The organism is Methylobacterium guangdongense (assembly GCF_038442355.1).
GTDB classification, from domain to species: domain Bacteria; phylum Pseudomonadota; class Alphaproteobacteria; order Rhizobiales; family Beijerinckiaceae; genus Methylobacterium; species Methylobacterium guangdongense.
On the sequence record NZ_JBBXMX010000002.1, the window covers coordinates 227,835 to 250,419 of the forward strand.

Genomic DNA, 22,585 nt, shown 5'->3' on the forward strand with positions numbered 1-22,585 from the left:
GCGGGTGCCTGCGACCATAAGGGAGCCGGTTCCGGCAGGTCCACCCCGCCCCCGTTCGAACAGCCGGACGCCTCAGGATCGCCGGGATCGAAACCGATCCTTAACCCTGCCGCGCCCTTAACAGACCCGCTGCTACGGCGGGGCGCGGGGGCCGCCGACGGCCCTTACTTTCGACAGATTCGCGGGCGACAGCCTTGATATCGCTCACGGATCCGGCGGACGCGGGCCTCGCCCGGCGCAGCGCGGTCCGGAGCAGGAGACCTCGACGGATGAACCCAGCCGACGCGATGCAGGCCGCGCCTGTCGCCGATATGACGCTGCTCGGTCTGTTCCTGCAGGCCCACTTCGTCGTGAAGATCGTGATGATCGGGCTGCTCTCGGCCTCGATCTGGTGCTGGTCGATCATCGTCGACAAGACGCTGCTGTTCCGCCGCACCCGGGCCGAGATGGACGCGTTCGAGGACGCGTTCTGGTCCGGCCGCTCCCTGGAGGAGCTGTTCCGCTCGTTCAACGACCGCCCGGCCACGGGCCTCGCAGCGGTGTTCGTCGCCGCCATGCGGGAATGGAAGCGCTCGTTCGAAGGGTCGGGCCGGCAGATCCAGTCGCTGTCGCAGCGGATCGAGAAGCAGCTCGACGTGACCATCCACCGGGAGGTCGAGCGGCTCGAATCCCGCCTCCTGTTCCTCGCCTCGATCGGCTCGGCCGGCCCGTATATCGGCCTGTTCGGCACCGTCTGGGGCATCATGACCGCGTTCACCTCGATCGCGGCCTCCAAGAACACGTCGCTCGCGGTCGTCGCCCCCGGCATCGCCGAGGCGCTGTTCGCCACCGCCATCGGCCTGTTCGCCGCGATCCCGGCGGTGCTCGCCTACAACAAGCTCCAGGCCGAGGTCGCCAAGCTGCAGTCGCGGCTGGAGGGCTTCGCCGACGAGTTCTCCGCCATCCTGTCCCGCCAGATCGACGAGCGTCTGCCGCTCGCCGCCTGAGGCCGATCCGGAGGAGACACCACCATGGGCATGGCAGCGGGTGCATCGCAGGGCGGCAAGCGCCGCCGCCGGGGCCGGCGCGGCGGTCCGATCAACGAGATCAACATGACGCCGTTCATCGACGTCGTGCTGGTGCTCCTGATCATCTTCATGGTGGCGGCGCCGATGATGACGGTCGGCGTGCCGCTGGACCTGCCGCAGTCGAAGGCCTCGCCGCTCAACTCCGACGTGAAGCCGATCACCCTGTCGATCCGCCAGACCGGCCAGATCTTCCTCGGCGAGGACGAGCTCACCGATGACACGATCGTGCCGAAGCTGATGGAGACCGCCAAGACCGGCACCGAGGAGCGCGTCTTCGTGCGCGGCGACAAGCGGGTCGATTACGGCCGGGTGGCGCAGGTGATGGCGATCGTGACCGGCGGCGGCTTCAAGAAGGTCGCCCTCGTGACCGAGCCTGAGCATCAGTAGGGCGTTGGCCGTGGAGTTCCGCTTCGACCGCAAGGAACCGGGTGTCTGGATCTCCGCCGGCACCCACGTGGCGCTGCTCGCGCTGGCGCTGTTCAGCGTCGCGGCCCCGGCCCTGCCGGAGGCCCAGGAGGGCGTGCCCGTCGAGGTGATCACCGAGAACCAGTTCTCCGAGATCACCAAGGGGGAGCGGCAGGCCGACAAGCCGATGCCGAACGCGACCTCGCGGGCCGACCGCAAGGCGGAGAAATTCGAGGATCGCGAGCCCGAGAATTCGAAGACCGACGCGCCCACCGCGCCCACCCGCACGGCCGAGATGAAGCTCGCCAACGCGGAGGAGATGCCGCTGCGCTCCGAGCCGGATCCGCAGGAGGTGGCGCAGGCCGCCAAGGCGGCGCAGGAGAAGCGCGACGCCGAGAAAGCGGCCGAGAAGGCCGCGGAAAAGGCGGCCGAGAAAGCCGCCAAGGCCGCAGCCGAGAAGGCCGCCGCCGACAAGGCTGCGGCTGCCGAGAAGGCGGCGGCCGCCAAGGCGGAGGCCAAGGCAGAGGCGAAGGCGAAGGCCGAGGCTGTCGCGAAGGCCGAGGCCGAGAAGCGCGAGCAGCTGGAGAAGCTGATCGAGAAGCAGGAGGCCGAGGCCGAACTGGCCGCCCAGAAGGCTGCGGCCGCGAAGGCGAAGGCCGAGGCCGCCGCCAAGGCCGAGGCGGCCAAGGAAGCGGCCAAAAAGGCGGCGGACGCCAAGGCCAAGGCCGAGGCGGAAGCCGAGCGCCAGAAGGAGATCGCCGAGGCGAAGGCCGAGGCCGAGCGCGAGAAGGCTGACGCCGCCGCGAAGGCCAAGGCGGAGGCCGCGAAGGCCGAAGCGGCTGCGAAGGCGGACGCCGCCGCCAAGGCGAAGGCCAAGGCGATGGCGGATGCGAAGGCCAAGGCCGACGGGGAGGCCAAGGCGCGCAAGCAGGCCGAACTCGCCAACAAGTTCAACGCGGGCGATATTCGTTCGATGCTGGCCTCGAAGGCGCCGTCGCAATCGACCGGCGCCACCGGCCACACCGTGCAGAAGGTGGCGGCGCTCGGTGCCGCGACCGGCAACGCCCAGCGCCTGTCGCCGTCGCTGCGGGATGCGCTCGTCGGCCTGCTCCAGCAGCAGATCGAGCGCTGCTACTCGGCGCCACCCGGTGCGGCGCAGGGGGTGGTCCTGCCGGTGCTCGACATCCGCCTGAACCCGAACGGTTCGCTCAGCACCGAGCCGCGGATCATGCGCGGCGGCGCCAGCGCGGTCGACCAGTCGATCGCCCAGGCCGCGCTCCGGGCGGTCCGCCGCTGTGCGCCGTATAACATTCCGGCCACCTACGCGCCGTACTACAACGACTGGAAGGCCATCAACGCGGAGTTCGAGTTCACGGCGACTTGACGCCCTCCAGCCCTTCTTCCGCCCTGATCCGGCCGCCTCGTCAGATCGTCATTCGGATCCGACCCACCATGCTGCACCTACCCTCCGCCGGGCGCCTCCCGACGTCCTTCGCCGCGCGTCTGATCGCGGTCTTCACCCTGCTGACGGCCTTCCTGGCCGGGCCCGCCCAGGCGCAGCTGCAGCTGCGCATCGGCGGCGGCAACTTCCAGCCGATGCCCATCGCCATCGCGGATTTCGGCGGCGACCCGAGCCTCGCCGGCCTCGTCTCCGGCGTGGTGACCAACAATTTGCGCCGCTCCGGCTACTTCACGCCCCTCGACCACGGGCGCTTCCCGGAGCAGCCGAACTTCGATGCGGCGCCGAATTTCGAGAAGTGGCGCGCCACCGGCGTCCAGGGTCTCGTCACCGGCCGGGTGGTCCGCGAGTCCGGCCGGGTCAAGGTCGAGTTCCGGCTCTGGGACGTGACCTCCGGCCAGCAGATGACCGGCCAGCAATACGGGACCGACGCCGCCAACGTCCGGCGCACCGGTCACCTGATCTCGGACGCGGTCTACACCAAGATCACGGGCCTCGGCCCCTGGTTCGACAGCCGCATCGCCTTCGTGGACGAGACCGGCCCGAAGGAGAACCGGCGCAAGCGCCTGATGGTCATGGACCAGGACGGCGCCAACGTCCGGGCGATCACCAGCGGCGAGATGTCGATCGTGGCGCCGCGCTACTCGCCGGCCACCCAGGACATCGCCTTCATGGCGCAGGCCAACGGGCACCAGCCGCGGGTCCAGATGATCAACCTGGAGACGGGATCGCGGCAGGCGCTCGGCAACGTCGATTCGATGAGCGCGAGCCCGCGCTTCTCGCCGGACGGCCGCAAGATCGTGATGAGCGTCCAGCAGGGCGGCAACGCCGACATCGTCACCATGGACCTCGCCTCGAAGGCGCAGCGCTCGATCACAAACGGCATGGCGATCGACACCTCGCCGACCTACTCGCCGGATGGATCGCAGATCGCCTTCGAATCCGATCGCGGTGGCTCCCAGCAGGTCTACGTGATGGGCGCCGACGGCTCGAACCCGCACCGGATCACCTTCGGCGCCGGCTCGGCCTCGCAGCCGGCCTTCTCGCCCCGGGGCGACCTGATCGCCTATACCCGCCAGCGCAACGGCGGCTTCGCCATCTGCGTCTCGAAGCCCGACGGGACCGGCGAGCGCGTCCTCACCGAGGGCTTCCACAACGAGGGCCCGACCTTCGCGCCGAACGGCCAGTACGTGCTCTTCTTCCGCGATCCCGGCGGCCAGGGCGGCGGCAAGCTGTTCATGGTCGACATCACCGGCAAGGTCGAGCAGCCGGTCCCGACCCCGGCCTACGCGTCGGATCCGACCTGGTCGCCGCTGCTCGGCGGGCGCTAAGGGCGGCGGGGAGCCCGGCTCACCAGTCCCTCATTCGCCGAGCTGCATCAGGGTTGTCAGCGCGCCGTCAGAAGCCGTTGATCCGACTGGGATTATCCCTTTTGCGCGCCGAACGAGGCCGCCGAGGGATAATCGCCGTCACCCCTGCACCATCAACCGGTCCCGATCCCTGAGTGCCGGAAACAGCCTGCCCCAGAGCAGTGCAACCCCGACCGTCGCGGCGCCGCCCACCACCACCGCGGGCACCGCCCCGATCGCGGCGGCCAGCACCCCGGATTCGAACTCGCCGAGTTCGTTCGAGGCGCCGATGAACACCGTGTTCACCGCCGAGACCCGCCCCCGCATGGCGTCGGGCGTCTCGCCCTGCACGAAGGTCTGGCGGACATAGACCGAGATCATGTCGGCGGCGCCGGTGACGAACAGGCAGGCCATCGACAGGGGCAGCGAGGTCGAGAGGCCGAACACCACCGTGGCGGCACCGAACACCGCGGCGGCCCGGAGCATGCGCAGACCGGCGTGGCGCCGCAGGGGATAGTTCGCCAGCAGCACCGCCATCGTGACCGCCCCGAAGGCCGGCATGCTGCGCAGCGCCCCGAGCCCGAGGGGGCCGACATGCAGCACCTCCCCGGCATAGATCGGCAGCAGCGCCGTGGCGCCGCCGAGGAGGACGGTGAACAGGTCGAGGCTGATCGCGCCGAGCACCACGGGCTGCGAGCGGATATAGGCGATCCCGGCCGAGAGGGCCGCCCAGGTGATGGGTGGCCGCTCGCTGATGGATGCCGGCCGGAAGCGGATCAGCACCGTCAGCAGGCTCGCAAGCGCGAAGCTCGCTGCCGCCCCGCCGAACACGACCGCCGGCCCGAGGGCGTAGAGGAACCCGCCGAGCGCGGGGCCCATCACCGAGGCGCTCTGCCAGAGGGAGGCGTTCCACGCGATGGCCGAACTGAACTGGGCCGGCGGCACCAGGGTCGGCAGCAGGGCCTGGAGCGCCGGGTTGGCGAAGGCCCGGGCGGTGCCCACGAGGATCACCAGGGCGTAGATCGGCCAGACCACGTGGACGCCCGACAGGGCGCAGGCGAGCAGGCCGAAGCTCGCCACGCTCTGGAGCGCGAAGGCCCCGGCGCCGACGAGGCGGCGGTCGTAGGCATCCGCGACATGGCCGGTGATCAACGCGCAGACGATCGCCGGCAGGAAGCCCGCGAGACCGACGAGACCGAGCGCCAGGGCGGAGTGGGTCAGGTCGTAGACGAACCAGCCGATCGCCACCGCCTGCATCTGGTAGGCGAGGCCCGTCAGGAAACGGGCGGCGCCGAACAGGCGGAAGTCGCCGATGCCGAAGACGGCCCAGCCGGAGCGATCCTGTTTGGACATGCCCCCTGCTGCGCGGTGCCGACGGAAGAATCAACCCTGACGGTTGTGGCGCCGGCCAATTTGCCTGTCGAAGCGCCTAATGCAGCGCCAGTCCCGGCTTCCGCGCAGCCGCGGCCGGGGGAGCCGGGGACCGGACCTCCAGAACCGGCTCGCGGCGGGGCCGGGCCGTCGGATCGAGCGGAAACGTGCAGATCACGCAGGTTCCCTCGCCGGGCGTGGTCTCCAGATGGACCCGGCCCCCGTGCAGTTCCACGAAGGAGCGGACGATCGAGAGGCCCAGCCCGACCCCCCGGTGCCGCGTGCCGAGGGTATGGCTCTCGAATCGGTTGAAGACGGAATCGGCGATCTCGGGGGGCATGCCGCGGCCGTAATCCCGGACGCTCAGGAGAAGATCCTGGCCGTCGCGGCGGGCATGGACCTCCACGCGCTGCCCGGCCTCCGAGAAGCCGACCGCATTCGAGAGCAGGTTGAACAGGATCTGGCGGACGCGCTTCCCGTCGGCATGCACGCTGCCGATATCCTCCGGGACGTCGAGGGAGAGGGTGATGCGCGATTCGGCGAGTCGGTCCTCGATCCCGCGTACGGCCGCCTCGATGGAGGCCTGGACGTCCATGTCCTCGCGCTGAAGTTCCAGCGAGCCGGCATCGATCGAGGCGAGGTCGAGGATGTCGTTGATGATGACGAGGAGCGCCGCCGAGGAGCGCATGATGTGGTCGGCGTATTCGCGCTGCCGCTCGTTGAGGGCGCCGACCGTCTCGTCGCCCAGGAGCTGCGTGAAGCCGATGATGTTGGTGAGCGGCGATCGCAACTCGTAGGAGACATGGTGCACGAAGGTGTCGCGGAGCTGCGCCGCCTTCACCAGGGCGTCGTTCTTCTCGGTCAGCGCCCGCTCGACATTCACGCTCGCCGTGATGTCGATGAGGGTCAACAGGGTGGCGCCCTCGGGCAGAGGCTGGGCGGCACAGTCCAGCACGGAGCCGTCCGCGACATCCAGGCGGCACGAACGGGCCGTCCGGGATTCGAGGCCGACCACGGCGTCGCGAATGTCGAGCCAGGGCTCCTCCGCGGGGGCCAGTTCCCGGCAAGCCGCGATGACGGCATCGACGTGCGGGCGCTCCTCCACCAGGGCGGGATCGAGCCGCCAGACGGTGAGGAAGGCGCGGTTGGCAAGCGTCAGCCGTCCGTCGGCCCCGAACACCGCGACGGGCTCGGCCAGGGTGTCGAGGGTCTCGGCCTGCAGGCGGCGCAGGGCGTTGTAGCGGGATTCCGCGTTCAGGTGGTCGGAGACGTCATCGAACAGGTAGGTCAGCCCGCCCTGCGGATTCGGATCGGCCACCACGCGGAGCGTCCGGCCATCGGGCAGGTACCACCACGTCTGGTTCGCCTCCGCGGCCCGGTAGGCGGCGAGCACGCCCTGCTTCCAGCCGCGGAAATCGGCGTGCTCCTCGAGCTTCCGCTTGGCGCGGAGATGATCGAGGATCTCGCCGTCGGACGGGCGGCTGTCGAGGAAGGCTTGATCGAGGTCCCAGAGCTGGCGATAGGCGGCGTTGTGGAAGATCAGCCGCTGCGACACGTCGAACATCGCCACCGCGGTCGGCAGCTGGTCGAGGGTGCGGACGTTGGCGTTCATCTGCCGCTGCAGGTCGGCGCGGACGCTCTCAAGCTCCGACACGTCGATGGCGATGCCGACCCGGCCGGTGTCGAGGCTGGTCTCGAACACGTCGAGCATGCGCCGGCTGCCGGCCACGATGGCCGAGAGCCGCGGCAGGCTGCGGGTCAGGCCGGCGGCACGGGCGGCTTCCTCGCGGGCGATGGTCTCGCGGGCCGGCCGGTCGAACAGCTCCAGGCCGGCATCGAGGGCGGCCTCGCGGCTCTCCGCTTCCACGGCGTTGACGTAGGCGGCGTTGACCCAGCTCAGGCTGCCCTCGCGGGTGCGCCGCCAGACCGGCTGCGGGATCGCATCGAGAAGCCCGGACAGGGTTGAGAGGCCCCGGCGGGTCTCGTCCAGGGTCGCGCGCAGGTCGGCGATCTCGCTGCGCTCCTGGCTGGTCTCGCGCAGGCGCAGCAGCGCCCGGCCTGCCACCGCCTGCCCGTGCGCCTCGATGCTGCGGCCGGTCTGTGTCCGCAGGCTCAGCGTGAAGCCCGTGCCGCGCGTCCGCAGGGTCTCCACCGCGGCCTCGACCGCAGTCGCGTCCGCGGCGACGAGCCATGTCCCGAAGGCCAGGACGCGGCGGGCATAGCCTGAGGCCGGCCGCTCGCCGTTGATCGCGAGGCTGATGTCGCCCTCAACCACCGGTTCGCTGCGCCGGTCCCAGGTCACGATGATCTGGCGCTCGGCGTTGAGCAGCATCTCGGCGCGGTCGTGGGCGCCGCGGAGCACGTCCAGGGCGGCGGCCAGCTCGCGCTCGCGCCGGGTCCAGCGGTTGCGCTCGTAGAGATGAAGCAGGGACAGGATCACCGCGAAGACGACGAGGCCGCCGAAGATCGCCAGCGCGGCGACGCTGTGGATCTCGCGCGTCGCGTGCCCCGCCGGCGCGTCGGGCAGCTCGGCCAGGGCGGCGCTCGCCGTCGTGAGGGCGAGCGCACCCACGCCAATTCGAATGTGGGTCGTCCGACCGACACCCATGCTTTGCCCCGCCCCCAGCCCTCGACGGCGATGCACACGGCGCGCGCCATCGCGCGGCGCAGGACGCACCGTCCCCGCGGCGATTCTCCCGAACCGGCGCGGCCCCATCGATCAAAGATTCGCAGGCACTCTACCGTGCGTAGGAATCCAGCCGGAAGGGGAACGAAGCGTGGCTTTTGATCGACGTGCATAATCAGTCGTTAACGACACACAGAAGACACAGTCCGAACACGCATACGCAGCTTGACAAACGAGAAGGCCCGACGCAGTGCGCCGGGCCTCCTGGGGCAGCGGGTCGTTGGGGGGCAAAGCCCGCACCGACCGCCGAATCTGCAACCGTTGGTTGGGCGCGTCGCCGCGCCCGCCCAGGCTTCAGTAGCGGTAATGCTCGGGCTTGAAGGGGCCGCTCTCGGACACGCCGATATAGGAGGCTTGATCGGGGCGCAGCTTCGAGAGCTTCACGCCGATCTTCTCCAGATGCAGGGCGGCGACCTTCTCGTCGAGGGTCTTGGGCAGGGTATAGACCTGCTTCTGGTACTTGCCCGGGTTGGACCAGAGTTCGATCTGCGCCAGCGTCTGGTTGGTGAACGAGGCCGACATCACGAAGGACGGGTGACCGGTGGCGTTGCCGAGGTTCACCAGGCGCCCCTCCGACAGGAGGATGATGCGGTGGCCGTCCGCGAAGGTGATCTCGTCCACCTGCGGCTTGATGTTCGACCACTTCAGGTTCTTCAGGCCGGCGACCTGAATCTCATTGTCGAAGTGGCCGATGTTGCAGACGATGGCCCGGTCCTTCATCGCCCGCATGTGCTCGATGGTGATGATGTCTTTGTTGCCCGTGGCGGTGACGAAGATGTCGGCGCGCGGCGCGGCATCCTCCATGGTCACGACCTCGTAGCCCTCCATGGCGGCCTGGAGCGCGCAGATCGGGTCGATCTCCGACACCAGCACGCGGCAGCCGGCGTTGCGGAGCGACGCGGCCGAGCCCTTGCCGACATCGCCGAAGCCCGCGACCATGGCGACCTTGCCGGCCATCATGACGTCGGTGCCGCGGCGGATGCCGTCGACCAGCGACTCCTTGCAGCCGTACAGGTTGTCGAACTTCGACTTGGTGACCGAATCGTTCACGTTGATCGCCGGGAAGAGCAGCTTGCCCTCCTTGGCCAGCACGTAGAGGCGGTGAACGCCCGTGGTGGTCTCCTCGGAGACGCCCTTAATGCTGTCGGCGAGGCCCGCGAACCAGCCCTTCGGCTTCTCGGCGAGCTTCCGCTTGAGCAGCGCGAAGAACACCTCCTCCTCCTCGCTCTCGGGCTTGTCGAGGAAGGCGGTGTCGCCGTTCTCGGCGCGCAGGCCGAGATGGACGAACATCGTCGCGTCGCCGCCGTCGTCGAGGATCATGTTCGGCATGCCGCCGTCATGCCAGTCGAACAGGCGCGAGGTGTAGTCCCAGTACTCCTCCAGGGTCTCGCCCTTCACGGCGAAGACCGGGATGCCGGCGGCCGCGATGGCGGCGGCGGCGTGGTCCTGGGTCGAGTAGATGTTGCAGGAGACCCAGCGGATGTCGGCGCCCAGCGCCTTCAGGGTCTCGATCAGCACCGCGGTCTGGATCGTCATGTGGAGCGAGCCGGCGATCTTGGCGCCCTTCAGGGGCTGCGCCGCGCCGTACTCCTCGCGGACCGCCATCAGGCCCGGCATCTCCGTCTCGGCGATCGAGATCTCCTTGCGGCCGTAATCGGCCAGCCCGATGTCCTTGACGATGTAATCCTTGGCCATGTCGCAACGGCTCCGTGTTCGCGGTGGGGTTCGGCGCGAGCCTCTACCACCTCGCGGGCCGCGAAGCAATCAAGACATAAAGATGTCTTTATACGTTCCGTCCGGCGGGGCGGCCGCGATGCCGTCCCGCCGGCCGCGAAAGCGGAGGCCGCCTATCGGGTCGGGCGGGCCAGCCAGCCGACGGCGAACGCGACGGCGGCCACCAGGGCGAGGGTCGTGCCGCGGTTCTCATCCGCACGCGATGCGAGGTGGCGACCGTGGCGGACCGCGCGGTCCCGGTAGTGCTGACCGCGTTCGACGGCCTCGTCGGCCAGTTCGCGGCCGCGCGCGCTGGCCTCGCGGAACCGGCTCCGGCCCTCCTCGACGAGGTGCTCGCCGCCGTGGCGCAGGTCACGCACGGCATCGCGCGCCTCGCCGTAGGCGTACTGCGCGGCGCCGGCCGCCTGGTCGTAGGCGCCGTCGAGCTGGCTTCCCGGATTGCCGCGGATCGCGCCCGCCGCCGTCTTGGCCCGGCCCCCCAGATGGCGGAGACCGCCTTCGAGATGATCTCTGTTCATCGTGTCCCTCCGATCCGGCGTGCGCCGGGATGGCGCACCGCCTGCGTCGGGGCGGAACGAGGCGGGGGGCTCACGGTTCCGCTTGGACCGTGGGGCGAATCACACGTTTCGGTGCGCTCCGCGCGGAGAGACCGATCGCGGAGCGGCCGCCGCGCCCCTTAGATCTCGATCTCGGTCCCCACCTCCACCACCTGCCGGGTCGGCACGCCGAAGAAGGCGCCGGTGCGCTCGGCATTGCGCTGCATGAAGGCGAACAGGCCCTCCCGCCAGGAGGCCATGCCCCGCGCGTCGTCCTTCGGGATGATCGTCTCGTGGCCGACGAAGATCGTCATGTCGTCGAGCACGTGCGGCGGCAGGTGGCGCGATTCGACCGCGCAGGCCAGGCCTTCCGGGATCGAGGCCTCCTCCATGAAGCCGTAGCGCAGGATCACCCGGTAGAAGTCCGGCGCCAGGATCGTCACGTGCGCACGCTGCTCCTGCGGGACGGTCGGCGTCTCCTCGTAGAGCGCCGTGATGATCAGGATGCGCTCCATCAGGGCGTGGTTGCGCTCCACAAAGCGCGAGAGATGCAGCGGGATCCCATGCTCGGCCGCCGACAGGAAGGCCGCCGTCCCTGGCAGGCGCAGCAGGTCTTGGTGCTGCAGCCCGGCCAGGAATACATCCTCGGGCTGCCGTAGCGCGGCCCGCGCGTCCTCCACCAGGTCGTTGCCCTTCCTCCACGTCAGCATCATCAGCGCGACGAAGCCGGCGAGCACCAGGGGAAACCAGCCGCCCTCCAGGATCTTCACGCTGTTGGCGGCGAAGAAGATCAGATCGATGATCAGGAAGAAGCCGTTCACCGCGAAGACCAGGATCGGGTTGTAGCCCCAGCGAAGCGCGATCAGGGCAGCGAGCAGCGTGGTGATGCCCATCAGCATCGACACCGCGATGCCGTAGGCGCCGGCCAGTGCGTCGGAGGAGCCGAACATCACCACCGCCACGAGGGTGGCGAGGGCGAGCAGCCAGTTCACCACCGGAACGTAGATCTGCCCGCGCTCCTCCCGGGCCGTCTGCACGATGCGCATCGCCGGCAGGAAGCCGAGCTGCACCGATTGCTGGGTCAGCGAGAACACGCCCGAGATGATCGCCTGCGAGGCGATGACCGTCGCCATGGTGGCGAGGCCGACGAGGGGATAATGCGCCCAGTCGGGGCACAGGCGGAAGAACGGGTTCTCCAGGGCGTCCGGCGCCGCGATCAGCAGCGCGCCCTGGCCGAGATAGTTCAGCACGAGAGCGGGCAGCACGAGGGCGAACCAGGCCAGGCGAATCGGCAGGGCGCCGAAATGGCCGAGATCGGCATACATCGCCTCGCCGCCCGTCACCGCCAGGAACGCCGCGCCCAGCATGGCAAAGCTCACCGGCAGGCCCGCATGGAGCATGAAGTCCAGCGCCCGGAGCGGATTGGCGGCGGCGAGGATCTCGGGCTTCTGCACGATCCCGATGATCCCGAGCAGGCTCAGCACGATGAACCAGGCCAGCATCACGGGCCCGAACACCCGGCCGATGGCGGCCACGCCCTTGTGCTGGACGAGGAAAAGCCCGACCAGGATCACGATCGTGATCGGCACCACGTACGGCCCGAGCGAGGGCGCGTCGACCTTCAGCCCCTCGATTGCTGAGAGCACCGAGATCGCCGGCGTGATCGCCCCGTCGCCGTAGAGCAGGGCCGCCCCCACGAGCCCGACTACCAGCAGCAGCGCCTTCCACGAGCCGGGCCGCGCCTGCCGGGCGCCGAGCAGCGCCAGCATGGCGACGATACCGCCCTCGCCGCGATTGTCGGCGCGCAGGATCAGCACCGCGTATTTGAGCGACACGATCAGGATCAGCGACCACAGGATCAGCGACACCGCGCCGGTGGCCGCCGCCGGCACCGAGGCGCCGCCGCTGGTGGCGGCCTTCACGGCCTCCTTGAACGCGTAGAGCGGGCTCGTGCCAATATCGCCGTACACCACTCCCAGCGCGCCGAGCACGAGGGCCGGCCGCAGGCGGTTGTGGGCGGACGTACCGCCGTCCGCATCGGTGTCGGCACTGGTCTCCGCGGCGGGGGCGAGGGACTGACTCAACGCACCAACTCCCGCACGGACCTGCCCGGACCCGGGCGAGGCGATCTGGCTCGACAGTTAAGGGTTTGTTCGAGGTCGTCCAGCGATCGGGCGTCCACGGTATAACATGCAAGCGGTCCCACACGGGGACGTGAGGGGATAACCGCTCGCATCGCTGCGATGGAGCGCCCGGCTCAGATCAGATCCGCCAGCGCCTCGGGGCAGCCTTCGCCACGCCTCAGGCAGAAGACCGCCGCGCCGGCGTGGCGGGCGATCGACGCCGCGACGGTGCTGGCCGGGGCCGGCGCGCCCGCGCTCTCGCTGACCACCACGGCGCGCAGCGGCACGTCGTACCGGCGCAGGGTCTCGCAGGCCGTGAGCGCGTGGCTGATCGCCCCCAGGTAGCTGCCCGAGACCAGCACCGCCGGAACGGCGAGGCCCCGCAGCCAGTCGAGGCCGGTGGCGGTCTCGGTCACAGGGCTCATCAGGCCGCCGACCCCCTCGATCAGCAGCGTGCCCGGCGTGACGGCGATCTGGGTGCGGCACCAGCCGACGAGGTCGCCGAGGTCCAGGGATCGCCCCTCCAGCACGGCCGCTTGATCGGGCGAGAGCGGCGCGGAGAACCGCCAGGGCGAACAGGCCTCCACCGCCTCGGCGTCGAGGGCGATGCCCTGCGCGTCGAGGAGGCGGGCGGTGTCGCTCTCGGCAAAGCCCGGATCACCCAGCGGTGGGACGCCGCTCGCCAGGGGTTTCACGGTCCGCACCGGCCGGCCCTGCGCCCGCAGGCGCCGGGTCAGCGCCGCGGTGACGTAGGTCTTGCCGATCTCGGTGCCGGCCCCCGCGATGAAGACCGCCCGGGCCGCCATGGCGGCCTCAGGCCTGCAGGCTGCCGTGGCAGTGCTTGTACTTCTTGCCCGAGCCGCAGGGGCAGGGCTCGTTGCGGCCGACGCGGCCCCAGGTCCCGGCATCCTGCGGGTCGCGCTCCAGCACCGCGCCGTCCGCGGCGAGGCCCTGGGCGGCGAAGCCGTAGGCCGGGCCGCCACCGCCATCGCTGCCCGAGCCGGCATAGTCCATCTCGTTCTCGCCGGTGACCGGATCGAGGTGCTGGGCGAACATCGGCGGCAGGGCCGGCCCGCCGGCCGGGAACTGTTCCTGCGGCTCCTGGAACATGATCTCGACCCGCGAGAGCTGCGCGGTGACCTGCTCGCGCAGGGCCGTGACGAGGCCGTTGAACAGGTCGAAGGCCTCGGACTTGTACTCGTTCAGCGGGTCGCGCTGGGCGAAGCCACGCCAGCCGATCACCTGCCGCAGGTGGTCGAGGGTCACGAGGTGCTCGCGCCACAGGTGATCCAGGGTCTGGAGCAGGACCTGCTTCTCGATATAGGCGGTGACCTCGGCGCCGTTCTTCTCGGTCCGGGCGGCGTAGGCCTCCTCGGCGGCCTTCAGCAGGCGTTCGCGCATCTCCTCGTCGGCGATGCCCTCCTCCTTGGCCCACTCCTCCACCGGCACGTCGAGGTTGAGGATCTCCTTCACCTGCTCGTGCAGGCCGGCGACGTCCCACTGCTCGGCGTAGGCGTTCTCCGGGATGTGGCGGGCGACCAGATCGTCGATCACGCCCTCGCGCATCTCGTCCACGGTCTCGCGGACGCTCTCCTGGCCCATGAAGTCGCGGCGCTGCTCGAAGACGACCTTGCGCTGGTCGTTCATGACGTTGTCGTACTTGAGCACGTTCTTGCGCATGTCGAAGTTGCGGGCTTCGACCTTCTGCTGCGCCTTCTCGATCGCCTTGTTGATCCAGGGGTGGATAATCGCCTCGCCCTGCTCCAGGCCGAGCTTCTGCAGCATCCCGTCCATGCGGTCGGAGCCGAAGATCCGCATCAGGTCGTCCTGAAGCGACAGGTAGAACTTCGAGCGGCCGGGATCGCCCTGGCGGCCGGAACGGCCGCGGAGCTGATTGTCGATGCGCCGCGATTCGTGGCGCTCGGTGCCGATGATGTAGAGGCCGCCGGGCAGATCCTTCTTGCGGCCCGCCTCCGGATCCGCCTTCTCGCCCGAGGCCAGCACCTTGGCGCGGTTCTCGGCGATCTCGGCCTTGATGGCCTCGATCCGCGCGTCGCGCTCCGGCCCCTCCGGCATCCCGGCGAGTTCCTTCTCGACCCGCATCTCGATGTTGCCGCCGAGTTTGATGTCGGTGCCGCGGCCGGCCATGTTGGTGGCGATGGTGATCGCGCCCGGCACGCCCGCCTCGGCCACGATGTAGGCCTCCTGCTCGTGGAAGCGGGCGTTCAGCACGGCGAAGCGCTTGGTGACGCGGCCCTCGCGGGCGGCGGCGTAGACGTCGGTCAAAGCGTTCGGGTCGGAATAGTCGAGCAGGCTGTAGCCCGCCTTCTTGAGCATCTCGGCGAGGTGCTCGGACTTCTCGATCGAGCCGGTGCCGACCAGGATCGGCTGGTGGCGGCTATGCGCCTTGTCGATCTCGGCGATGATGCCCTCGTACTTCTCGCCGACGGTGCGGTAGACCTCGTCATCCTCGTCGACGCGCTCGACCTCTTTGTTGGTCGGGATGTCGACCACGTCGAGCTTGTAGATCTCGGCGAACTCGTCGGCCTCGGTGGAGGCCGTGCCGGTCATGCCGGCGAGTTTCTTGTAGAGCCGGAAATAGTTCTGGAAGGTGATCGAGGCCAGCGTCTGGTTCTCGGGCTGGATCGTGACCCGCTCCTTGGCCTCGAGCGCCTGATGGAGGCCCTCCGAGTAGCGCCGGCCCTGCATCATGCGGCCGGTGAACTCGTCGATGATCACCACCTCGTCGTTCTTGACGATGTAGTCCTTGTCCCGGGTGAACAGCGTGTGGGCGCGCAGCGCCTGGGTCACGTGGTGGACGAGCGTCACGTTGTGGGCGTCGTAGAGGTCGCCCTCGTTGAGGAGGCCGGCCTCGCGCATCGCCTCCTCGATGAACTCGTTGCCCTCTTCGGTCAGCGAGACGGTGCGCTGCTTCTCGTCGAGGTCGTAGAACTCCTTGCGCAGACGCGGCATCAGCGCATCGACCGCCACGTAGAGTTCCGAGCGGTCGTCCACCGGGCCGGAGATGATCAGCGGGGTCCGCGCCTCGTCGATCAGGATCGAGTCGACCTCGTCCACGATGGCGAAGTTGTGCCCCCGCTGCGCCAGCTGGGACAGCTCGTACTTCATGTTGTCGCGCAGGTAGTCGAACCCGTACTCGTTGTTGGTGCCGTAGGTGATGTCGCAGGCATAGGCGTCCTTGCGCTGCGCATCGTCGAGCCCGTGGACGATGGTGCCGACCGACAGGCCCAGGAAGCGGTAAAGCTGGCCCATCCACTCGGCGTCACGCGAGGCGAGGTAGTCGTTCACGGTGACAACGTGGACGCCCTTGCCCTCGAGCGCGTTGAGGTAGACCGGCAGCGTCGCCACCAGGGTCTTGCCCTCGCCGGTCTTCATCTCGGCGATGCCGCCCTCGTGCAGCACCATGCCGCCGATCAGCTGCACGTCGAAGTGGCGCTGGCCGAAGACCCGCTTGGCCGCCTCCCGCACCGTGGCGAAGGCCGGCACGAGGATGTCGTCGAGGCTCTTGCCGCCGGCGAGCTCGGCCCGCAGCATGTCGGTGCGGGCGCGCAGGGCCTCGTCCGACAGGGCCTGGATCTCCGGTTCCAGCGCATTGATCTGCGCCACGCGGGGGCGGTAGCCCTTGACGCGCCGGTCGTTGGAGGAGCCGAAAATCTTCTTGGCGATCGAGCCGAGCATCGTGGACCTGCGGACGCGCGAGCCCGCCCACGCTGGACGCGTGGCGGGCCGGCCTGGGCGGAGTTGGCCGGGCTTATAGAGGTAAACATCGCCCGGTGCACCTGAAAGGGGCGCCCCTCAACGCCTTCCGGTGCGGTCACGGTTCCGCCAGCGGCGGAACCGCCGCGCTTGCCTTCTCGCGCGACGCGGGCCACCTGTGCCGCGGCCCGCCGCCCGGCCCGATCCGGGACGGCCACGAGATGTCAGCCGAGGTCTTCGCCCGATGCCCCATACCGCCCTGCTCCGGCGCGTCAGCGCGCTCGCCGTCCTGATCGCGCTGCCGGGGCTCGCGCTGGCACAAAGCCCCCAGCCCGCGCCCCAGAAGGCCCCGGCCGCGACGCCCGCCGCGAACACCCCCGCCGCGGTGCCTGCCGCTCCCGCGGGGCCGGACACGACGGTGGCGAGCGTCAACGGCAAGCCGATCACGCAGGGCGACCTCGCCATCGCGGCCGACGATCCGGCCCTGTCGCTTCCGGGCGTCGACGAGGCGCAGAAGCAGAACCTGCTGGTGGACTACATGGTCGATCTGCGCGTCGGCGCGCAGGCAGCCGAGGCCGCCAAGATCGGCGACACGCCGGAGTTCAAGCGCAAGCTCGCCTACTTCCGCGACAAGCTTCTGCTCGACGACTACCTGGAGCAGGAGGCCAAGCGCGCCGTCACCCCTGAGGCCGAGCACGCGATCTACGATCAGACCGTCAAGCTGATGAAGCCCGAGGAGGAGGTGCACGCCCGCCACATCCTGGTGGACAACGAGGCCGAGGCCAAGAAGATCGCGGCACGGATCAAGGGCGGCGAGGACTTCGCCAAGGTGGCGGCCGAGACCTCGAAGGATCCGGGCTCGAAGGCCGAGGGCGGCGATCTCGGCTGGTTCACCAAGGAGCGGATGGTCCCGGACTTCGCCAACGCGGCCTTTGCGATGAAGGCCGGGCAGGTTTCCGACCCGGTGAAGACGCAGTTCGGCTGGCACGTCATCAAGGTCGAGGAGAAGCGGACCAAGCCGCAGCCGACCTTCGACGAGCTGAAGGAGCAGATCGACCAGCACCTCATCCGCAAGGCGCAGCAGGACCTTATCCTGAAGCTGCGCGCGGAGGCGAAGATCGTTCGGCCCGATGCGCCGGCCGAGGCGGCTCAGCCGGCGCCGGAGACGAAGAAGCCCTGATCGGGGTGCCGGTCGGACGGTTCGATGTGATCAGGATGGGAATAGGCGTGTGGCATGATCCACCGTGCCACGCAGGATGTGCAGGATGACGACCTGATCGGCCTCTACCCTAGAAGATCAGGTAACCACCCTGCACCCGTCGGCGGACGCCACGATCTTCGTAGCGTGGAACCAGCGGAAAGCGCTCGGGGAAATCCGCCAGCGGTAGGCACGCCACCCGCAGTTCCCGCACAAAACTGAGGGCGCGCTCAGGATCATCCTGCGCAATGTAGTCGCCGAGCGCTTCCAGATCGTGTTCCGCTGCGTCCGTGAAACGGACAATCATTCTGTGTCGCCACTCAGAGCGCGATACTTGCGCTCCAGCCGGTCAAAAACCTCTTCAGCCGGCTTGGTCTGGCCGCCCTGAGCCTGAGCGAGGGCGGTCGTGATCGATTGATCCAACGTGGCGAGGTCCGCCTCCCGGTCGCGGATCAGGCGGACCCCTTCCCGCAGCACCTCATTCTCCGACGTGTACGGGCCGGTTGCGACCAGCCGCAGCACGAAGGCCTCAAGCTGGTCCCCGAGTTCGGCACGGATCATTGCGTCCTCCTGATGGAGCGGATCGCGACAGGGTTATCAATGCCCGTCGAGACCGGCCACCGGAAAGCGCAACTTCGTGCCGCGCTTCGATCGGCGCGAACGTCAGTAAGGCCGATCAGGCACGAGGTAGCTCGACTGCGCCGGCGCGGCCGGCGGCGTGACGCCCAGGGCCGCCAATTCGCTGGTGCGGCGGCCTTCGGCGATCCGGTCGAGCACCGCGATCAGCAGCCAGGGGCACGCGATGCCGATGAAGAACGCCATGGGATCCTCCAGCGCCGAGTCGAGGAATTGCCCGGCTTAGGAAAAGAATAGGCCGCCCGGGCCGCGCAGCAAGCGCGCCCGGACCCGATTCTCAGATCCAGCCCTGGAGCTCCCGGCGCACCACGTGCTCGATGACCTTCATGCCGAGGTCGGTGTCGTTCAGGCACGGGATGTAGGCGAAGCGCTCGCCCCCATTCTCCTCGAAATAGTGGCGGTTCTCGCCGTCGAGTTCCTCCAGGGTCTCCAGGCAATCGGCCGTGAAGCCCGGCGCCACGATCGCCATCCGCTTCACGCCGGACTTGGCCAGCTCCATCACGGTCTCGTCCGTGTAGGGCTTGAGCCATTCCTCGTTGCCGAAGCGGGACTGGAAGGTCACGCGCATCTTGTCCGGCGACAGCCCCAGGGCTTCACGGATCAGCCGGCCGGTCTTGTGGCACTGGCAATGGTAGGGGTCGCCCTTGAGCAGGTAGCTCCGCGGCACCCCGTGGAACGAGGTGAGGATCACCTCCGGCTCAAAATCGAGCTTGGCGAGCCCCTCCCGGATCGAATCGGCCATGGCGGCGATGTAGACCGGATCGTCGTGGTAGGGCGGCGAGACCCGCACCGTCGGCTGCCAGCGCATGTCCATCAGGGCCCGGAACGCCTGATCGCAGGCGGTGGCCGAGGTGGCGGCGGCGTATTGCGGATAGAGCGGCACCAGCAGGATCCGGTCGCAGCCCTGGTCGAGCAGCGCCTGGATCCGGCCCGCGACCTCCGGCTTGCCGTAGCGCATCGCCCAGTCGACCACGACCGAATCGCCCATCGCGGCCTGGAGGCGCTCGCTCTGGCCCCGGGTGGTGGTCTTGAGCGGTCCCTCGTTCAGCGCGTTGTTCCACACGCTGGCGTAATCGCGGCCCTTCGGCCCCGGCCGCTTGGTCAGGATGATCAGGTTGAGCAGCGGCCACCAGATCAGCCGCGACACCTCGATGACCCGCCGGTCCGACAGGAACTCCTTCAGATACCGGCGCATCGGCCAGTAGCTCGTGCCCTCCGGCGTGCCGAGATTCATCAGCAGGACGCCGACGCGGCCCCAGGCGACCTTCGGATGGTCGGCCGGCAGGGTGTCGGCCCCGGGCTGGCGCGGGGCGAGGGGACGGCCATTCGCCAGCGCAGCGGCAGGTTCGACGCGTTCGTTCATGGCAGCGTTCCGGCGCCGCGCGCCGAGTCCTTCTTCTGGCTACAGATATCCGGTGGCCGGCGCGCACGCTGGGGCCTGGACCGGAGGCTTAACCCGTCGGGTTGTGCTTCCATGTAGGGTGCGATGCCGCCCGGCGAAGACCGGATGCGACATGCCGCACCGGAGCCGCACGCACGACCCCTGTCCCTAAACACGCTGGGCCGTGCGCTGCAACCGAGCCTCTTGCCGGAACACCTGGAGATTCGATGAGCGCGAAACCCGTGGCCGATGCCCTCGCGGCCTTCCGCGCCTCCGGCTCACCCTGGCTGGCGATGCCCTTCTTCACCGAGGGGGCGGCTGAAGCGGTGGCGGCCCGGGTGGACGAACGCATCGCGGCGGGCGCTCGCGTGCTGCCGGCCCCGGCCCAGGTGTTTCGCGCGCTGACGGAGACGCCCTTGCCGGCGGTGCGCGCGGTGATTCTCGGCCAGGACCCCTACCCGACCCCGGGCGATGCCAACGGCCTCGCCTTCTCGTTCGTGGGATCGGGCCGCCTGCCCGCCTCGCTGAAGGTGATCCTGGCCGAGGCGGGGTCCGACCGCGTCGCGGGCGGCGACCTCACCGCCTGGGCCCGGCAGGGTGTTCTGCTGCTCAACAGCGCACTGACGGTCGAGGCCGGCAAGGCCGGGGCGCATCTGCGGTTCGGCTGGGCGCGGCTGACCGACGAGGCGGTGGCGGCGGTCTCGGCCCGGCCGGAGCCCGCCGTGTTCCTGCTCTGGGGCGCCCAGGCCCGCGCCCGGGCGACGCTGATCGACCGGACCCGCCACGGCGTGTTCGAGAGCGGGCACCCCTCCCCGCTCAACCGCGCCCGGGACTTTCCGGGATCGGACCCGTTCGGCCGGGCCAATCGCTGGCTCGCCGACCATGGGGGCCGGCCGATCGAATGGCGGCTGGGCTAGGCCTCGACGCGCCGATCACTGCGGCTTGGCGGGCTCCGCGGGCTTGGCGGGCTCCGCGGGCTTGGCCGGCGCCTCCTGGCCAGCCGGCAGCAGCACGTTCTTGGCGACCGTGCCCTCCGGCCCGTACTCGCCCGCCACCGCGAGGCAGGCCTGATCGCGGTTCTGCTGCATCTGGTTCGACATCAGCGTGAACATCGTCTGCACCCGGTTGCCGAACGGCCCGCGCGGCTGGACGTCCGCGATCTGCACGTTCTGCTTGGCCAGCAGCCCCTCGAACTGGTCGCTGCCGATCCGGTAGCCACAGACATTGGAGGCCGCGAAGATGTAGGCGGCGAATTCCAGGGCCCGCGGGCCCGGCGCGTTTCGGATCTGCGCCTGCGCCGGAAGGGCGGCGATCATCAGGGCGGCGGCGGACAGGGCGGCGTGGCGCATGCGGATCGGTTTCCTCGGTGGCGGCGGCCTCTGACGGGCCGCCCTCGACGGATCCGACATAGGCCGGGCCGAACGCCGTGCCACTGCGACCGAATTTGACGACAATGCGCCGTTCGGCCTTCATGCCTCGTTGGGCATAGGACCAACGAAGGGCGTGATAACGGCCGAAATGCGGCTCTTGTTCCGATCGCCTCGGGCGGTGAGACAGAGTGTTAACCGGCTCGCGTCACGCCAGACACCATGGTTTATCCGGATCCAGGCGGTCTGCATCGCATGTTCGGCCTCGAAACACCTGTCGCCCCCCTTCCCTTGCCGGCGCCCCACGCCGCCGAGGGGCGTTTCCCCGGCATCGGCGCCCGGCGCACTGATCCCGCGCCCTCCGTCACGATCTGTCCGCACCGCATGGCCCGCTGGGCCTGGGGCGAAGGCCTGCAGGCGGGGGAGAGCGTCGCGCTGCTGGTGCAGGATCTCGGACAGGCGGAGGCGATGCGCCTCGGCTTGACCCGCATCGGCCTGCGCGTGACCTGCCTCGCCGGCCGCGGCGGCGAAGCCTTGGCCGAGGGCCTGGCCGGAGCCGCCCTGGTGATCGCCGACACGCATCTGGCGGATACCTACGCGGCGGTGATGGGCCGCCTCGCGACCTGCCCGACCCTCTGGTGGAACGGCCCGGGGGCCGATTTCGCGAGCCTCGACCTGGCTTTGGCCGAGCTGGCCTGAAACCCGGCGCGCGCCGGGCCGATTCGAAGGGGGTCTATCGGCCCAGCCACGCGTCGAGGGCCTCGTAGCGCGTGGGGTCGTCCGGACACAGGCCGGTGCCGCATTCCGCCGCCGTCGAGACGGCATTGGCGACGACGACGCCGAGGAACAGCACGAGGCAGGCCGTCCCGAAGGTCCCGGCGCCCCGCCCAACCAGGGGTTCGGGCCGGACCCGATCGGCGATCAGCAGAAGCACGCCCACCGCCCCGATCAGCGCCACGAAGGCGATCAGCGCGAGGGTGTAGAAGTGAAGGCCGAACAGGGTCGCGCCGTAGCCGCCGGTTCCCGGCACGATATGCAGGGCGACCTGCCGCGCCGCGACGGCCGCACCGGCGATCGCGCTCAGGATCGCGATCCCGTCATGCGACGGCCGGGGGCCGAATCGGACGTTGAGCGCGAAGCCGACGCCCGAAGCCGCGAAGGCCGCCCGCTGCAGGAGGCAGAGTGGGCACGGCAGCTCGCCGAGTGCAAACTGGCAGCCGAACGCCACCAGGAGGATCGCGCAGCAGCCCAGCAATCCGAGGGCGTTGAGCGTGCGGGCGTGAAGCAGCGTCATGGCGGGGGCTCCGCTTAGAAGGCGAGGTTGAGCGTCGAGGTGGCGTGGACCGCGTAGAGCGCGAGCGTGCCGATCAGCGCGGCCAGCCACAGGCCGATGGCGAGGCCGCGCCGCCCGGCGATCAAGGCGGCCACGCTGCCCGCGAAGCCGACGAACGGCAGCACCATCATATGAGTCTTCTCCGTCTGTCTGCGGGGCCGGGGGGCCGGTCCGACGCTTGAGCGGGCCCGCATGCGGGTCCAAGCTTTCGCGGACCTGTCGC

At 69.6% G+C, this 22,585-nt stretch carries 21 protein-coding genes; 7 read left to right on the plus strand and 14 right to left on the minus strand.

Going from position 1 to position 22,585, the window contains the following annotated elements:
- Window positions 1-269: 269 nt before the first annotated feature.
- The 4 genes from tolQ (at window position 270) to tolB (ending at window position 4,262) form a co-directional block, all read left to right on the plus strand.
- The gene (gene tolQ / locus AAHG09_RS04865) at window positions 270-986 is read left to right on the plus strand and encodes a protein TolQ (RefSeq protein ID WP_091713126.1); all 717 of its coding nucleotides are present in this window, start codon (window positions 270-272) and stop codon (window positions 984-986) included.
- 24 nt (window positions 987-1,010) lie between these two features.
- Window positions 1,011-1,454, plus strand: a complete 444-nt coding sequence (locus AAHG09_RS04870) for an ExbD/TolR family protein (protein ID WP_342105750.1) — start codon at window positions 1,011-1,013, stop codon at window positions 1,452-1,454.
- 10 nt (window positions 1,455-1,464) lie between these two features.
- Window positions 1,465-2,856, plus strand: coding sequence for a cell envelope integrity protein TolA (tolA, locus tag AAHG09_RS04875; RefSeq protein WP_342106206.1), 1,392 nt, complete (start codon window positions 1,465-1,467; stop codon window positions 2,854-2,856).
- 68 nt (window positions 2,857-2,924) lie between these two features.
- Window positions 2,925-4,262: a Tol-Pal system beta propeller repeat protein TolB gene (gene tolB, locus AAHG09_RS04880; RefSeq protein ID WP_342105751.1), complete on the plus strand. Its 1,338-nt coding sequence runs from the start codon at window positions 2,925-2,927 to the stop codon at window positions 4,260-4,262.
- 138 nt (window positions 4,263-4,400) lie between these two features.
- Here the strand turns inward: tolB and AAHG09_RS04885 are convergent, their stop codons facing one another.
- From AAHG09_RS04885 to secA, 7 genes are all read right to left on the minus strand, one after another.
- On the minus strand, window positions 4,401-5,633 hold the full coding sequence (locus AAHG09_RS04885) for an MFS transporter (RefSeq protein ID WP_342105752.1): 1,233 nt from the start codon (window positions 5,631-5,633) through the stop codon (window positions 4,401-4,403).
- Window positions 5,634-5,709: 76 nt separating this feature from the next.
- Entirely contained in the window at window positions 5,710-8,259 is a 2,550-nt protein-coding gene (locus tag AAHG09_RS04890; RefSeq protein WP_342105754.1) for a sensor histidine kinase, read from the minus strand.
- A gap of 372 nt (window positions 8,260-8,631) precedes the next feature.
- Window positions 8,632-10,032, minus strand: coding sequence for an adenosylhomocysteinase (gene ahcY / locus AAHG09_RS04895; RefSeq protein WP_342105755.1), 1,401 nt, complete (start codon window positions 10,030-10,032; stop codon window positions 8,632-8,634).
- Between the two features lie 152 nt (window positions 10,033-10,184).
- Window positions 10,185-10,589: a CsbD family protein gene (locus tag AAHG09_RS04900; protein ID WP_342105756.1), complete on the minus strand. Its 405-nt coding sequence runs from the start codon at window positions 10,587-10,589 to the stop codon at window positions 10,185-10,187.
- 158 nt (window positions 10,590-10,747) lie between these two features.
- Complete coding sequence (locus AAHG09_RS04905) at window positions 10,748-12,691, minus strand: potassium transporter Kup (RefSeq protein WP_342105758.1); 1,944 nt, start codon at window positions 12,689-12,691, stop codon at window positions 10,748-10,750.
- Window positions 12,692-12,864: 173 nt separating this feature from the next.
- Window positions 12,865-13,536 (minus strand): dethiobiotin synthase, encoded by a 672-nt coding sequence (gene bioD / locus AAHG09_RS04910; RefSeq protein WP_342105760.1) that lies wholly within the window; start codon window positions 13,534-13,536, stop codon window positions 12,865-12,867.
- A 7-nt stretch (window positions 13,537-13,543) separates the two neighbouring features.
- Complete coding sequence (gene secA, locus AAHG09_RS04915) at window positions 13,544-16,429, minus strand: preprotein translocase subunit SecA (protein WP_342105762.1); 2,886 nt, start codon at window positions 16,427-16,429, stop codon at window positions 13,544-13,546.
- 262 nt (window positions 16,430-16,691) lie between these two features.
- On the opposite strand from secA, the gene AAHG09_RS04920 reads away from it, so the two are divergent.
- Window positions 16,692-17,627, plus strand: a complete 936-nt coding sequence (locus AAHG09_RS04920; RefSeq protein WP_342105763.1) for a peptidylprolyl isomerase — start codon at window positions 16,692-16,694, stop codon at window positions 17,625-17,627.
- A gap of 109 nt (window positions 17,628-17,736) precedes the next feature.
- On the opposite strand, the gene AAHG09_RS04925 is transcribed toward AAHG09_RS04920, so the two are convergent.
- The 4 genes from AAHG09_RS04925 to hemH all read right to left on the minus strand — a co-directional run bounded on the left by AAHG09_RS04925 (window position 17,737) and on the right by hemH (window position 19,644).
- Window positions 17,737-17,952 carry a type II toxin-antitoxin system RelE/ParE family toxin gene (locus AAHG09_RS04925; protein WP_342105764.1) on the minus strand — a complete coding sequence of 72 codons (216 nt, stop codon included), beginning with the start codon at window positions 17,950-17,952 and terminating at the stop codon, window positions 17,737-17,739.
- A complete protein-coding gene (locus AAHG09_RS04930; RefSeq protein WP_342105766.1) occupies window positions 17,949-18,206 on the minus strand; it encodes a type II toxin-antitoxin system ParD family antitoxin in 258 nt (85 codons plus the stop codon). The genes AAHG09_RS04925 and AAHG09_RS04930 overlap by 4 nt, the downstream gene beginning before the upstream one ends.
- Window positions 18,207-18,308: 102 nt before the next feature.
- On the minus strand, window positions 18,309-18,467 hold the full coding sequence (locus AAHG09_RS04935) for a hypothetical protein (protein WP_342105767.1): 159 nt from the start codon (window positions 18,465-18,467) through the stop codon (window positions 18,309-18,311).
- A 91-nt stretch (window positions 18,468-18,558) separates the two neighbouring features.
- Window positions 18,559-19,644, minus strand: coding sequence for a ferrochelatase (gene hemH / locus AAHG09_RS04940; RefSeq protein ID WP_342105768.1), 1,086 nt, complete (start codon window positions 19,642-19,644; stop codon window positions 18,559-18,561).
- A gap of 245 nt (window positions 19,645-19,889) precedes the next feature.
- Here hemH and AAHG09_RS04945 point away from each other — a divergent pair, with 245 nt between their 5' ends.
- Window positions 19,890-20,579 (plus strand): uracil-DNA glycosylase, encoded by a 690-nt coding sequence (locus AAHG09_RS04945; protein ID WP_342105769.1) that lies wholly within the window; start codon window positions 19,890-19,892, stop codon window positions 20,577-20,579.
- A 15-nt stretch (window positions 20,580-20,594) separates the two neighbouring features.
- On the opposite strand, the gene AAHG09_RS04950 is transcribed toward AAHG09_RS04945, so the two are convergent.
- Window positions 20,595-21,011 carry a hypothetical protein gene (locus AAHG09_RS04950; protein WP_412759988.1) on the minus strand — a complete coding sequence of 139 codons (417 nt, stop codon included), beginning with the start codon at window positions 21,009-21,011 and terminating at the stop codon, window positions 20,595-20,597.
- Window positions 21,012-21,413: 402 nt separating this feature from the next.
- On the opposite strand from AAHG09_RS04950, the gene AAHG09_RS04955 reads away from it, so the two are divergent.
- Entirely contained in the window at window positions 21,414-21,728 is a 315-nt protein-coding gene (locus AAHG09_RS04955) for a hypothetical protein (RefSeq protein WP_342105770.1), read from the plus strand.
- Between the two features lie 34 nt (window positions 21,729-21,762).
- Here the strand turns inward: AAHG09_RS04955 and AAHG09_RS04960 are convergent, their stop codons facing one another.
- Together AAHG09_RS04960 and AAHG09_RS04965 are read right to left on the minus strand one after the other, a co-directional pair.
- Entirely contained in the window at window positions 21,763-22,323 is a 561-nt protein-coding gene (locus AAHG09_RS04960) for a disulfide bond formation protein B (RefSeq protein ID WP_342105771.1), read from the minus strand.
- Between the two features lie 14 nt (window positions 22,324-22,337).
- Complete coding sequence (locus tag AAHG09_RS04965; RefSeq protein ID WP_342105772.1) at window positions 22,338-22,493, minus strand: DUF5993 family protein; 156 nt, start codon at window positions 22,491-22,493, stop codon at window positions 22,338-22,340.
- Between the last annotated feature and the right edge of the window lie 92 nt (window positions 22,494-22,585).

What these genes read in the sequence shown, in the direction of transcription:
- tolQ (WP_091713126.1), top strand. Translation starts at nt 270, where the DNA reads ATGAACCCAGCCGACGCGATGCAGGCCGCGCCTGTCGCCGATATGACG.
- AAHG09_RS04870 (WP_342105750.1), top strand. Translation starts at nt 1,011, where the DNA reads ATGGGCATGGCAGCGGGTGCATCGCAGGGCGGCAAGCGCCGCCGCCGG.
- tolB (WP_342105751.1), top strand. Translation starts at nt 2,925, where the DNA reads ATGCTGCACCTACCCTCCGCCGGGCGCCTCCCGACGTCCTTCGCCGCG.
- AAHG09_RS04885 (WP_342105752.1), bottom strand. Translation starts at nt 5,633, where the DNA reads ATGTCCAAACAGGATCGCTCCGGCTGGGCCGTCTTCGGCATCGGCGAC.
- AAHG09_RS04890 (WP_342105754.1), bottom strand. Translation starts at nt 8,259, where the DNA reads ATGGGTGTCGGTCGGACGACCCACATTCGAATTGGCGTGGGTGCGCTC.
- ahcY (WP_342105755.1), bottom strand. Translation starts at nt 10,032, where the DNA reads ATGGCCAAGGATTACATCGTCAAGGACATCGGGCTGGCCGATTACGGC.
- AAHG09_RS04900 (WP_342105756.1), bottom strand. Translation starts at nt 10,589, where the DNA reads ATGAACAGAGATCATCTCGAAGGCGGTCTCCGCCATCTGGGGGGCCGG.
- bioD (WP_342105760.1), bottom strand. Translation starts at nt 13,536, where the DNA reads ATGGCGGCCCGGGCGGTCTTCATCGCGGGGGCCGGCACCGAGATCGGC.
- secA (WP_342105762.1), bottom strand. Translation starts at nt 16,429, where the DNA reads ATGCTCGGCTCGATCGCCAAGAAGATTTTCGGCTCCTCCAACGACCGG.
- AAHG09_RS04920 (WP_342105763.1), top strand. Translation starts at nt 16,692, where the DNA reads ATGCCCCATACCGCCCTGCTCCGGCGCGTCAGCGCGCTCGCCGTCCTG.
- AAHG09_RS04925 (WP_342105764.1), bottom strand. Translation starts at nt 17,952, where the DNA reads ATGATTGTCCGTTTCACGGACGCAGCGGAACACGATCTGGAAGCGCTC.
- AAHG09_RS04930 (WP_342105766.1), bottom strand. Translation starts at nt 18,206, where the DNA reads ATGATCCGTGCCGAACTCGGGGACCAGCTTGAGGCCTTCGTGCTGCGG.
- AAHG09_RS04935 (WP_342105767.1), bottom strand. Translation starts at nt 18,467, where the DNA reads ATGGCGTTCTTCATCGGCATCGCGTGCCCCTGGCTGCTGATCGCGGTG.
- hemH (WP_342105768.1), bottom strand. Translation starts at nt 19,644, where the DNA reads ATGAACGAACGCGTCGAACCTGCCGCTGCGCTGGCGAATGGCCGTCCC.
- AAHG09_RS04945 (WP_342105769.1), top strand. Translation starts at nt 19,890, where the DNA reads ATGAGCGCGAAACCCGTGGCCGATGCCCTCGCGGCCTTCCGCGCCTCC.
- AAHG09_RS04950 (WP_412759988.1), bottom strand. Translation starts at nt 21,011, where the DNA reads ATGCGCCACGCCGCCCTGTCCGCCGCCGCCCTGATGATCGCCGCCCTT.
- AAHG09_RS04955 (WP_342105770.1), top strand. Translation starts at nt 21,414, where the DNA reads ATGGCCCGCTGGGCCTGGGGCGAAGGCCTGCAGGCGGGGGAGAGCGTC.
- AAHG09_RS04960 (WP_342105771.1), bottom strand. Translation starts at nt 22,323, where the DNA reads ATGACGCTGCTTCACGCCCGCACGCTCAACGCCCTCGGATTGCTGGGC.
- AAHG09_RS04965 (WP_342105772.1), bottom strand. Translation starts at nt 22,493, where the DNA reads ATGATGGTGCTGCCGTTCGTCGGCTTCGCGGGCAGCGTGGCCGCCTTG.